The organism is Chryseobacterium sp. FR054 (genome assembly GCF_056844565.1).
The window spans coordinates 598,010-611,437 of record NZ_JBXDSA010000002.1 but is presented as its reverse complement, the minus strand read 5'-3'; the positions used below and the strand labels follow the sequence as shown (position 1 = coordinate 611,437).

9 protein-coding genes are annotated in these 13,428 nt (G+C 37.1%); all 9 read right to left on the bottom strand.

All coding sequences use genetic code 11. The features are described 5' to 3' along the window. Positions 1-482: 482 nt before the first annotated feature. Positions 483-1,172 (bottom strand): hypothetical protein, encoded by a 690-nt coding sequence (locus tag AC106S_RS10155; RefSeq protein ID WP_482438954.1) that lies wholly within the window; start codon positions 1,170-1,172, stop codon positions 483-485. 70 nt (positions 1,173-1,242) lie between these two features. Next, positions 1,243-2,628 (bottom strand): RagB/SusD family nutrient uptake outer membrane protein, encoded by a 1,386-nt coding sequence (locus AC106S_RS10150; protein ID WP_482438953.1) that lies wholly within the window; start codon positions 2,626-2,628, stop codon positions 1,243-1,245. A gap of 20 nt (positions 2,629-2,648) precedes the next feature. Beyond that, entirely contained in the window at positions 2,649-5,483 is a 2,835-nt protein-coding gene (locus AC106S_RS10145; RefSeq protein WP_482438952.1) for a SusC/RagA family TonB-linked outer membrane protein, read from the bottom strand. Positions 5,484-5,901: 418 nt separating this feature from the next. After that, positions 5,902-7,230, bottom strand: coding sequence for a hydroxymethylglutaryl-CoA synthase family protein (locus tag AC106S_RS10140; protein ID WP_482438951.1), 1,329 nt, complete (start codon positions 7,228-7,230; stop codon positions 5,902-5,904). Positions 7,231-7,403: 173 nt separating this feature from the next. After that, positions 7,404-9,914 (bottom strand): M1 family metallopeptidase, encoded by a 2,511-nt coding sequence (locus tag AC106S_RS10135; protein WP_482438950.1) that lies wholly within the window; start codon positions 9,912-9,914, stop codon positions 7,404-7,406. 14 nt (positions 9,915-9,928) lie between these two features. Continuing rightward, positions 9,929-10,159, bottom strand: a complete 231-nt coding sequence (locus tag AC106S_RS10130; RefSeq protein WP_482438949.1) for a hypothetical protein — start codon at positions 10,157-10,159, stop codon at positions 9,929-9,931. 1 nt (position 10,160) lies between these two features. Further along, positions 10,161-11,483: a serine hydrolase domain-containing protein gene (locus tag AC106S_RS10125; RefSeq protein WP_482438948.1), complete on the bottom strand. Its 1,323-nt coding sequence runs from the start codon at positions 11,481-11,483 to the stop codon at positions 10,161-10,163. A gap of 169 nt (positions 11,484-11,652) precedes the next feature. Further along, positions 11,653-12,573 carry a hypothetical protein gene (locus tag AC106S_RS10120; protein ID WP_482438947.1) on the bottom strand — a complete coding sequence of 307 codons (921 nt, stop codon included), beginning with the start codon at positions 12,571-12,573 and terminating at the stop codon, positions 11,653-11,655. Beyond that, the gene (locus AC106S_RS10115; protein WP_482438946.1) at positions 12,573-13,367 is read right to left on the bottom strand and encodes a thymidylate synthase; all 795 of its coding nucleotides are present in this window, start codon (positions 13,365-13,367) and stop codon (positions 12,573-12,575) included. The genes AC106S_RS10120 and AC106S_RS10115 overlap by 1 nt, the downstream gene beginning before the upstream one ends. Positions 13,368-13,428: the final 61 nt, after the last annotated feature.

Genomic DNA, 13,428 nt, shown 5'->3' with positions numbered 1-13,428 from the left:
AAAAATACGTTTTGTTCTCTTTAAAAATCTGACAAAAAATAAAGGAATCCGAAGATTAAGGAAATTTTAACGAAAAGTAAAAATAAAATCAAAGTCAATCAATTTATTTAAAACAATAAAAAATATTAATCAAAAGTGAAATATTAACGAAAAATATAAAAATAATTTTTGAGTATTTTAAGAGAAAATTGATAAAATAAATAGCTAATAAGTGATATTTATAAACTTATTTTTAAGAAAAACTTGTTTAACCTTTTTTGTAGGACATTAAAAGTATAAAATAAGTCTGTTTTAAACTCAGTTAAACTTAACCTAAAACCGAAGGTTCGACATAGCCCAAAGGCATAAAAGCTATTTTTACAGATGTTATGATACAATAAAACTCTCAAAAAAAAGACACTACCCAAAAACTATTTTTAAACAATAAAAAAACCGGAGAAAAACTTCTCGGCTATACTTACAATATAACGAATGATCTATATTTACAACGAATTCATATAAACTATCAGTTTAATTAAATCAGATTCCAATTTAAGATTAATTTGCTTTTCTTTGATAAATTCATTCAGTTCATTTTTTTTAAACATAAAATCATTTAAAAATTCTTTTTTATTTTTAGCTATTTTTGTAAAAACTCCATTTTTCTGAATAATATATACATCTTTTTCTTTAGCATAATAATCATTTCTATCTTTTGTGATGCCATTATTGCTCTTCTCCCCTTTCAATAACTCTATCTTTTCCCGCTTATATAAAGAATATTTCTCCGGATTACTAACCAATTGTACAAGATATCCTAATTTATCTTTTCCATCAAGGTTATAATTTAGACATTCGTATATTTTCCCGTCATTGAATTTGATGATTTGCCCATTTTCTTTATTGGCAGAATAAATATCTTTTCCGTTATAAAATTCCATTTCATCACTAAATGCATTATAGCGAAGATCAGGAATATCTTTAGAATATCCATAAATACTTGCTTTTTTAAAAGTATCACCGTTAAAATAGGGACTTCCGTCCCTTGTTTCCGTATCTCCTATTAATTTTCTCTCTTCAAAGAGGAGCCGTTGAACATTATTGGTTCCTACGTTTCCACTCTTATTCGTTACCTGAGCAAGAGAAAAAAAACTAAATCCTACTAATAACAAAGTTGTATTAAATTTATTCATAATTGTATATTTTTCGAATAGAAATAATAAAAAAAGCTTGAGTAGTCCCAAGCTTTTTTATTATTTCTTCTTAGTTATCATAACCCGGATTAGCCGTTACGAGCGTCCCTGCAATGTCCGTCTCTATTCTTGGAATAGGGAATGCCGTAAGAAGTGGATTCGTACTAGCCCCTGCAGGTCTAGGTACCGGATCTCCCCATCTTAGTAAATCCCACATTCTAAGACCTTCTCCTACTAATTCCTTAGCTCTTTCAAGTTTTAAATCAGCAAGACTAACTGAACTTGCTGCCGCAAGACCTCTGTTTTGAAGAATCATGTTATAGTAGGTCAATGCTTTTCCAGCATTGCCTCCTGAAGCCAACTCAGCTTCTACACCATTTAAAATAACCTCTTCGTATCTTATAATCTTAATATTATCTGTTCCTTCAAGATTAGGATATTTTCCGTTAAGATAAACCTCACCATCAATAACGATCATAGAACCACTTATTCTAACGTCATTTGGATCATATTGAGCATATAGATTATCACTCATTACAGTGTTGGAATATCCATCATAGTTAAATATATATCCCCACGAATCTGTACCGTTTGATCCAGCAACACCTACTGCTAATTCAAAAATACTGTTATTTTGCTTAGGAGACTTCCATGAACCAACATATGATGCTGCAGGTATAACCTGAAATGCTGCAGAACTAACAATTTCATTAACAAGTGTTCTTACTTTAGCATAATTTCCTTTGTAAAGATAATATCTGCTCATTAAAGCTTTAACTCCATTAACTGTCATATCTACTTTTGAAGCATTATCAACCCCAGCTCCTGCAGTATTAGCGATCATCATTGCCAAACCTGTATTGAAGTCAGACTCAATCTGTGCTTCATTCTGGGTAATTGTTCCTCTTGCCTGCATTGCTTTCGGATCATACCTTAACGGAGTTACAATACCTGTCGTTCCTCCTGTATATTTCTGTCCGTACAGTTTCAAAAGATCAAAGAAGAAAAGAGCTCTCAAAGCATATGCCTGCCCGATATGGTATTTCACAGCAGTCTTTTCACTCGTAGTTCCTTTAATTCCATTCACATCTGTTCCAATAAGAATATTGGCTTTAGCAACTGCTGTATAAATCTGTCTGTAAGTATCTCTTGCATTAGTATCAGCTGATGTCATGATATAGTTATTTACAGCATTGAAATAGCCGGCAGCTCCGGTACTGTACATTTCATCTGATCTTACTTCAGCATATATTCCGTAATCTCTTCCATAATAAGAAGGAGCTCTCATGGAACTATACATTCCTCTTGCAAAAGACTCTACTTCATTTAAACTTGTTAAAGGAGCCTGTTCTACATCCTGGTAAAATTGTGTTTCTACAAAATCATTGCTACAAGAAACAGCAGCCATTGATACTCCCACTACCACAACAGCAGCTTTTAGAAAATTTATTTTCATAATATCTTTTTATTTTTTAATTAAAAACCAATATTAACACCAATACTGTATGTTCTCATAATTGGTAAATTAAGATTAGATGTTCCGTCTAAGTTGATTTCCGGATCCAGTTTCAATCTCTTATCAAATGTATGTGTCCACATATTGGTACCCATTACAAAGACCTGTACAGAATTAAGACCTGAGCCGTTTAAGAATTCTCTTGTGAATGTATATGATAATCTTGCATTGCTTAGTCTTAAGTAATCACTGTCATATAAGAATCTGGTAGACGCTTGGTTAGCACGCTTGTTACCTGTCCCATAAATTGGTTTTGGATTAGCTGCCCCAGGATTGCTTGGAGTCCAGTAGTCCATCTGATCTGCATATCCAGAATAGTTGGCAGTATACTGACCATCACTCATAGTGTAGTTAGCCCAGTTATCATAAATCTTACCTCCGAATCCGTAAGTAAATTGTGCATCAAGCCCAATCCCTTTGTAAGACATATTGATATTACCTCCACCAAATACTGTACTCAAGAAACTTCCCTGAACAGCCTGCTTAGCTAGGTTGTAGTTATTTGTTGTTTCTCCGTCAATTCCGTTTACATACCATAATGGATCTCCGTTTGTCGGATCTACACCTGCCCATTTTCTCAAATACCAGGTTCTTACCCCTTCTCCTACTCTAATCGTTTGTAAACCTGTATTCACTGCTCCCCCGTACAATGAAGTAATTTCATTATGAAGAGTACTTAAATTAGCTCCGATAGTTAAGTTAAACTGATCTCTGCTTCCTTTGAAGATATCTGCATTAACAGCAAATTCAAAACCTCTGTTTACCAAATCCCCAATATTATCAACATAGTTCGCAAGCCCCTGAGCAGGTGACACTGGAATATTATAAATCAGGTCTTGTGTTTTCTTGTTATAATAATCTGCTGAAACAGTTAATCTGTTTTTAAAGAATCCAAAATCAAATCCTACGTTGAAAGGTTTAATAGTTTCCCATTTCAAATTAGGGTTGTATATTCCTGAATAACTCGCTGCTGCCAGATCATCATAATTTGTTGAATAAGAAAATAATGCATAAGGTATTGCATTAATCTGGTTTCCTACTTTACCATAAGATGCTCTAAACTTAAGAGTAGTAATTGCTTCGATATTTTTCATGAAATCAAGCCTAGCAAGGTCAACTCCTAAACCTGCTGACCAAAAGTTTCCTCCTTTCCGCCCAGGTGTAAAACGAGATAGCACGTCTCTTCTGTATGATAAATCCAATAAAACTAACTTATCATAATCATAGTGACCTGTAACAGCATATCCATATCTGCTGGTTTCAGCTCTACTACCTGCAATTGACTGCATCTTAACAAAATTAGTGATCGTTCTAAGACTAAGAGCACCTACAGCAGATGCTGATGCTGTAAGATCTCTGAAATCAGACTTATAAGCTTCCTGGATCGCAGAGAAATCAAAATTATGCTTATCTTCCAGTCTAAAGTTATAGCTTAAGATATTCTGAACGTTAAAGTTGAAATATCTTCTTGATCCTGATACTGCCAAACCGTTGTAGTTTGTTCCGTCACCATGTATTGGACTTCTGTATTCATCCTCCTCAAGATTGATATATTCAGGAGCAAAAACAAACCTATACTTTAAGTTTTTAAGGATTTCATATTCAGCATATAAATTACCAAAAATCCTAGCTGTTTTTCCCACCTGGGAATTTAAATCAAGTAAAGCTGGAACATTGAATAACCCATTAGACATTCTTCCTCCTGCTCCCCAATAATAAGTACCGTCAGCATTACGTAGCGGGTCCGTTGGTCTCAGGAAATATTCACTTAGAATAGGGTTTGCAAATCCACCTCCGTTAGCAAGCGTACTAATCTTACTGTAAGAAAGCTGCAGGTTGGTTCCAAATCTGAATTTATCGGTAGCTTTTACATCTACTTTGTTAGTAAAAGTAAGTCTGTTAAAATAAGAATTTTTAATAATACTGTTCTGATCGAAATAATTGATAGAGTTATAGTAAGAAATTTGATCATTTCCTCCAGATATACTTACATCAGCTCCCTGTACATAAGCTCCTCCTGTATGAGAGATCTCTTTTCTCCAATCGGTATCTCCTCCCAGTCTATAGATCGCAGCAACTCCAGAGCCTAAAGCTCCGTTTCTAAGTTGATTAATTGCATTCTGCACGTTGTTAAGCTGAGGAAATCTGTTCAAAGCCTGAACAGCAACAAGATTTTGATAGTCAGTAGCGCTTAGCCCTCTGTGCCCTTCAACAGCTCTGTCACTTACCCCATGGTTAAAACTAACATTAAATATAGGCTTGCCTTTTTTACCTGATTTTGTAGTAATAATGATAACACCGGCACCAGCATCAGCTCCATATACAGCTGTAGAAACAGCATCTTTAAGTATAGTAACCGTTTCAATATCATCAGGGTTCATATTGGCAAGAATATTCGCAGTAACGCTGTTACCTGATAAATCTCCTGAAGAAACTCTTACTCCGTCAACAACGTAAATAGGTGAAACACCTCCATTAATGGAAGCAACCCCTCTTACCCTTACAGAAGCAAAACCTCCCGGCTGTCCAGAAGAAGACCCTGTCTGAACACCTGTAACTCTACCTTGTAACATTTTATCTACTGAGGCAACAGGAATATCTTCAATTGCCTTTGCCTTCATGGTAGATGTAGAACCTGTAATTTCTGTAACAGCTTTTTTCTGTCCGAATCCAACCATTACTACTTCTTCAATCTGCGTAGTAGCTGTGTCTTTTTTCGTTGTTTGCTGTGCAAAAGCAGCCTGTCCTAGAAAGAACAATGCCCCAGCACTTAATACACGTAGTTTAACATTCATATTAACAAATTTTAATATATTTTTATGGACAAATATGTTAATAATTATTAACAGTAAAAACAATTAAAAATCTGAAAATCAAAATGTTAAAGTTTAATATTTTCCTAAAATCAAATATTATATTTCAAAATTGATTTAAAATATCAATATTATATATAAAATATTCTTCGTTTTAAATTATTATTAGAAATTTATAAATTGTAAAAAAAATCATGTGAATACACCAAATAAAAACAAATAATAAATAAAATTCACAAAAAACACCATTAATCGTAAAAAAATAAATATTTTAGTATTAACATTTCATCAGAATATTAAAAAAATTAATATTAAATATTTACAAAAGAGGATAAAAAACTCTTAAAAAAAACAAAACACTCATAATAGAGTGTTTTTTATTCATTTTATGAAGATCATTTTAGTAATGATAATCATAATATCTTGCTCCTTTCAAAACTGGATCTTCAGATTCTATATTTAGCAGTCCAAATCCTTTATAGTTCCTATTCACTGATTTTTCAAGCTGTTTTCTGTGAAGTTTTTCATAAGTTTCAAAATCAATGGCAGTTCTGTTTTTCAGATCTTCAAACAGATTCCATTTTGAGACAACTGTTTTCCAGTTTCCGGATACCTTTCCGGCAAATACTTTTGATTTTGAACCGCTGCCATATCCGAAAAATCCCATTTCAGCTCCGGCCAGTTCTTCATTTTCATTAAAGGAAACCTCAAGCGCAGACAACATAGCCATAAAAACAGATGCTGTATACATGTTACCAATTTCTGAAGAAGCCCTCTGGGTGCGCTCAATCTTATCATTCACCAGCTTCAGGTAGTCATCTGATTTCGCAGCTGCCTTCTGTTCCTCCTGAGTATGGTATGGAAGGCCGTTTTCAAGACTGTATATTTCAGTGAATACTCTTTTCCCATGAAAGGCATAAGGAAGGTGAAAGACAAGATATTTCCAGGTTTCATAAGGTTTAGCTTTCCCTGTAATTTCTTTATAATGCTGATATGCTTCCCTGATCCTGTTCTGATAGCACTGATTGGAATACTGTCCGTCAAAAACAGGCTCATCGGTAAAGATTTCAATTTTATCCGGAAAGTTTTCAGGTGCATGAGCCAGATCTTCCTTATTATAATGCCTTCTGGGTTTAAAAAAATCGAAAACGCTTTCTGTCGCCACTCCCCAGCTGTTTTCAATTTCCAGCAGATCCGGTTTTGAGGAAATCAGCAAAGCTACGGCTCCTCCGCCCTGGGTATATTCTCCGGAAGAAGCGAGTTCATATTTGGCATAATCACTTGCAATAACTACTGCTTTTTTATTTGGATTGGCCCTTACAAAATCCAGTGAATTATGCAGTACATCTACTGCTCCGATACAGGCAAAAGTCATATCTGCCACATCGCAGTTTCTGAAACATCTTTCCCCGAAGTCTTTCTCCAATACTTTTTCCACCATATGAACAGCGTATGAAGCTGTGGGTTTTGCGGCATCCAGGGCACTTTCTGTTCCTAAATAGATTCTTGCTATCTCTTCAGGATTAAGCTGATAATCCCTGATCAGTTTTAATAAGGCTTCTGCCGCAAAGGTAGCTGTGTCTTCGTGAACGTCCGGAAGTCCCATTTTATGCAGTCCAAGCCCCTTTTCAAGTTTTGCCGCTTCAATTCCCCTTTTCTCAGCCAGATCTCTGATTTCCAAATATAAAGATGGTACATACCAACCCGCTGCCTCAATTCCAAAAGTCATATTCTCTAATTTTTTATACGAATTTATAAAATGCAGACTGAATACTCCTTCAATATTATTTACTTTTTAAGCATTATTGTCAAATCTCATGTTATCGTTCCGGGCACACGTCCTGTTATGAAAAAGGCCACTGAAAACAGTGGCCGGTATCATTCTTTATCTGATAAAGTTTTTTATTTGAAATCTTCAATCGTTTTATTCAATGCATCAATCTGTTTGTGAATACTGGCAGCATTCTGAGGATTCTGTCTCAGAACTTCCAGTTTCTTGGCTAAACCGTCTTTCAGCATCTGGATAACCATCATTTTAGTCTGTGGATTATTACCCATCTGGTCTCTGGCATTGCTTAATATTTTGGCAACATTTTCTGTTGCCTTCAGGTTATCTGAACTCATGATCCAGTTAAAACCATCCTCAGCAGCTTTCCCCAATTCCGGATCCTGGTATTTCACAAAAGGATAAAATGCAGCAAGAGGAGTAATATTAGACATCTGAGAGGTTACCTTATTCTTTACAATAACAGGAAGCAATTGTGCCAGCAGTTCATCAGAAGCTCCTTCCAGGTCGATCTTATCTGCCAGGGTGTTGGCTTTGGAAGGATCAATGGTAAGAACAGCACTCAGTGAATTTCCTTTTACGGCATTGGAAACAGCACCGACTCCTTTTTCAAAAAGCGGAAGATATTTTTTATCTTTAGTCTTGGCCAAAGCAGCAACTGCCGCAGCCTGAACCAGTGTTTTAGGATCGTTTGAAGCCAGTTTTTCCACCTCAGCTCCGAATGCTTTCATCTGATCTGCATTGGTAAGATCCATGAGTTCCAGAGCTTTCATTCTTATTCTGAAGAACGGATCTTTCAGGGCGGCTCCCAGTAATTTCACCGCGGCAGCATTTTTCCCGGCCTGATCTTTTATGCCTGTTAAAGCCTTATACCTGCTTTTAAATTCTTTGGAGCCTGTAAACTGCATCAGATTCTGCTCCGGAGTTTTTATATCGGTAATATCCGCCAGCAAAATACCGTCTGCATTGATATTGATAAGATCCGGATTTTTAGAGACATCAAAGCTGAATGTGTTTTTATCTTCTGCATTTACCCATACATGATATCTTTTAGGTTTTCCGTTATCGTATACATCGATAGCCAGCGGAAATTCGAAAGGCAGCTCCTGGGTTTGACTGACCGTTACCGTAACCTGTTTTTTAACAGGTTCAAAAGTGGACGAGTAAGTGATTTTTGGGTTTCCGCTTCCGAAATACCACTGATTGAAGAACCAGTTCAGATCCTTTCCGCTCACTTTTTCAAAAGACAGTCTCAGCTGGTGGGCTTCCGCGTTCTGGTATTCATATGTTTTAAGGTAATCGCTCATTCCGGCAAAGAAGGCTTCGTCACCAAGATAATTTCTCAGCATATGAAGGATTCCTCCTCCCTTCTGATAAGTAACAAGATCAAAAACATCTTCCCGGGAGTCATAATTGAATCTTACGAGATTTTTTTTGAAGTCTGAAGACTTGTGAATATACATATTCACATCAGACATCAGATGATAATCTGCCTGATCTTTTCCGTATTTATATTCGTTCCAGAGGTATTCGGAGTAATTGGCAAAAGATTCGTTTACCGTAAGATTGCTCCAGCTTTCTGCTGTTACCAGATCTCCAAACCAGTGATGAAACAGTTCGTGGGCGATGGTATCTTCCCATTTGTTCTCATCGATCAGCTGGCCGGGTTTCTGGAGGATATCGCTTCCGTGAAGGGTGGCAGTAGTATTTTCCATAGCACCGCTCACATATTCTCTTCCCGAAATCTGTGCATATTTCACCCACGGATAATCATAATTCATTTTTTTAGAAAAGAATTCAATCATTTCCGGGGTGTTTCCGTAGATCTGTTTGGCATAAGGTTCGTATTCTTTTTCTATATAATAGTCTACAGGAATGTTTTTCCATTTGTCTCTGACGATTGCATACTCTCCTACTCCCATAAAGAAAAGATAAGTGGAATGTCTTTTATCCATCACCCAGTGGTCTGTTCTGAGGCCATTGGCTTCTTTTTGTGAATCTTTTAAAACCCCGTTGGAAAGTGTAACATATTTATCCGGAACGGTCATATAAATTTCCTGGGTTGTTTTCTGGTTGGGCTTATCGATGGTGGGGAACCAGGCAGAAGACGATTCTGTTTCACCCTGCGTCCAGATCTGTGTAGGCATATCGGGATCCTTACCCTGTGCATTGATGAAGTAAAGTCCTTTGGCATCATTAATTGCCATACTTCCCACCTGCTTCACCTCATTGGGACGGGAGGTATATTTGATATAAACGGTATAATCCTGGTTTTTCTGATAGGTTTTATCCAGGGTGATCTTTAAAACATCATTTTTATAATCATATTTCAGAGGTGATCTTTTTCCGCCGTTATCCAGGGCAACTTCATGAATAAGCATTCCTTTTGCATCAAGAACCAGTTCTCCGGACGGATAAAAATACGGAGAGGCTGTAAGCCATTCTTCCCCATTCATCTGCTCTTTCTGATAATCGAAGCTTACTTTAAGTTTCGTGTGTTTAAGTTCTGTTACTTTGGTATGAGTGGCTCTGTATACTTTTTCTCTTCCTGAGGTTTCAGTCTGTGCCGATACATGTGCAGAAAATACGATTCCTAATACAGCAATCGATAAAATCACCTTTTTCATTATGGTCTACCTTATTATTTTTTAGAATTATTTTTCGTTAATATATCAAAAATATCGTTTACCAGGGTCTCATAATCCCCTGTTTTCAATTGCTCTTTGGTTTTGGCGAAAGCTTTTTTGAGTTCACTTTCAGGGTTTTCATCATCAATAACCTCTACTGAAGCTACTCCTTTCAGTTGGTTTACAGCATTTTTAAGAGCTTCTATATCTGCATTTTCTTCGGTATTTATTTTTAAATATTTCATTCTATTGTTTTTTAAAGGTAAAATTGTTTCCTGCCTGCGAAAAATCCATTGTTCCTTTTTCGGCATTGAATTTCATTCTGATCCCTGCTGTTTCAAATTTAAATTCGCTCTCGGAAACCGCTTCAAGCGGAAACGCTCCCTGTCCTGTTGCCTGTCCTTTCAGTTTCCCGTTTTCTGAGAATATTTTAATGTCCAGAGGAAACCCTTCTGCTTTGTAAACTCCTTCATATTTTTTCAGCAGATCTCCTGCAACGGAAACCTCTTTAAAGCCTGGCATTGTAAAGTCTTTACCTGTGGCAGTCTGCAACATCTTTATCGAAATATCATTGTTATTGTAATCCGACTGATTGGTAATGAAACTTATTCCTGTTTTTATTTCAGGAAAATAGTATAATACGGAACGGAACTGATCTATTCCTCCGTTATGACCATATCCCCAATATTTATCAAAAGGAACTCTGGTAATACCATAGCCGTAACCATCGTTAAATTCCTTCATCTGCTTAAGACTGTCTTTATTGACTAATTTGCCATTTTCCAAAGCAATGATGAACTTCAGCAGTTCTGTGGGGGTAGAAATAAGGTTTCCCGCTCCGGCCGGAACGCTCATATCGGTTTCCTGCCAGGGCTGATAATTTCCATTGGTATACTGATAAGAAAGTGCCTGATTGCCGGAAGGATCTATCTTCCCTCCCACTTTTGTAAGCGTTAATTTCAAAGGTCCGGCAATCTTTTCCTGAATAAGTTTCGCATAGCTTTTTTTATATATTTTTTCAAGAATAAAGGTCAGCAGGATGTAACCGGAATTACTGTATTCATATTTTGATCCCGGTGTGAAATCGCTTTTATATTTTTTAATGATCGAAACCATAGAGGCTTCGGTCTGAGGTTGGGTATTGTAAGTCCAGTACTCTTCTTCATTGGTCAGGTTATGGATTCCGCTTCTGTGCTGCAGAAGATCTTTGATGGTTATTTTATCCGCATTTTCCACTTCAGGATAGAACGAGGAAAGTTTAGCATCCAGAGACAGTTTTTTGTCCTCCACAGCTTTCATCACCAATACCGCAGTAAACGTCTTGGAGATGGAGCCGATGCGATACTGAGTATTCATATTGGCCTTCTGTTTTTTAGCAACATCAGAAAAACCGGTTACTTTCAGGAAGGTGGGCTGGTCATTATCTGCAAAAGCAAAACTTCCCATTACTTTATGGTGGACGGATAAAGAATCAAGGTAATCCATCAGTTTCTGCCGGCCTGTATTCTGTGAATAGGCCATACAGGAAAATCCTGCTGCTGCAACGAAGAAAATTTTTTTCAGCATCATAATATTAATTTTATCAATCAGTAGCTAATATAGGGCTATTGTTACAGTTTAAACCTCTGAAACAGTTATATTGTGTAAGAATAAAACCAATATCATCCGAAGGACAGGCTCACTTCATTTACATAACTTCCCTATTTATAAAATTGTGTTTCTTCTGCTCGGAAAAACACTAATAATCTTCGGGGGTTATTCCATTAAATTCCAGTCTGGAGAGTATGGTTTCTTCATCTCTGCAAAGGCTGTCCTTTTTAATATAGCCGAGAATCACTTTTCTATTCCGGGGGTTGTTAAATGAAAGAAGCTCCGCAAGATATTTTCTTTTCCGGGTGTCATCAACAGTCTTATTACCGAGAATTTCAATATATTCTTTCTGCAGCTGAACAGCGTAGTCTTTTTTATACCAGGTGGAAAGATACAGCATGGCGGGCATCCTGTGATGAGAAAATGCCAGGTTTACAATCTGTTTTTTGAGTCCGTCCGGATAGATCCTGTTTCTGAGCGCAGTGCTGAGAATAAGTTCTGAAGAATCAGGACTGAATAAAAGCATGCTATCCAGTTTTTTCAACAGCAAATCTGATCTGAGTTCGTCCGGCTTCAGCTGATAATACCGTTTCCAGTAGACAGGTTCTGCCGGATTATCATCACTGATAACGCAGCCATTCTGAACATGGACCTTTTGCTTTCTGCTGAGAAGTTTACTAAAAACAGATTCAAGATAACGGGGCTGTTTTTCCAGCAGCCCTATTGCTGCATATACGGCCACAGCACTATTTCTGTTATCTGCAAGGGTGAACAGCTCCTGCTCTGAAGCTATTTGGTATAATTTTTCAGCATTGTTAAAGTTGGCCGGCGGGTCTTTCTGACCTTTTGCCAGGCTCCCTGTTTCATATACATTCAGAGCGGAAATCGCTATTACTGTTTTCTTTAAATGTTCAGGGATATTCAGTGTATCAAATACAGCATCTTTCGCAAAATCAAAATCTTCGATTAATATATCCTGCGATATGGCAGTCTTTTTATCGTTTTTCCCGGTACAGCCTAAAAGAATGAAAGCACAGAAAACAATTCCAAAAACTCCGGAATTATTCATTATATGGCTACCGGAGCTTTAATACCCGGATGCGGATCATAGTTTTCGAGTGTAAAATCTTCGAAATCAAAACCAAAAATATCTTTGATCTCAGGATTCAGCTTCATGACCGGAAGTGGTCTCGGCTCTCTTGAAAGCTGTCTGTTTACCTGTTCAAAATGGTTGTTGTAAATATGAACATCACCGAAACTGTGTACATAATCACCTACTTCCAGGCCGCATACCTGCGCCACCATCATCAGAAGCAGGGCATAGCTTGCGATATTGAACGGTACTCCCAGAAATACGTCGGCACTTCTCTGATACAGCTGCAGCGATAATTTTCCGTCCGCCACATAAAACTGGAATAAGGCATGACAGGGTGCCAGTGCCATATTCGGAATTTCAGCGGTATTCCATGCGGAAACGATCAGCCTTCTGGAATCCGGATTTTTTTTGATCTGATCGATGACCTCTGTAATCTGATCTACAATTTTTCCGTCTGCTCCCTGCCAGCTTCTCCACTGGGCTCCGTATACAGGACCTAAGTTTCCGTTTTCGTCCGCCCACTCGTCCCATATGGATACTCCGTTATCGTTAAGATATTTGATATTGGTATCTCCTTTCAGGAACCACAGGAGTTCATAAATAATCGATTTCAGATGCACTTTTTTGGTGGTTACCAAAGGAAAACCTTTTGACAGGTCATACCTCAGCTGGTACCCGAAAACACTTCTGGTTCCGGTTCCCGTCCTGTCGGTCTTGTCTGTTCCGTTGTCTAAAATATGCTGTAAAAGGTCTAGATAATTTTGCATTTTGAAAGCGGTTTTGATGGCTCAAATTTAGAAAAAACTTCCCTAAAAAACTATTAAAAAG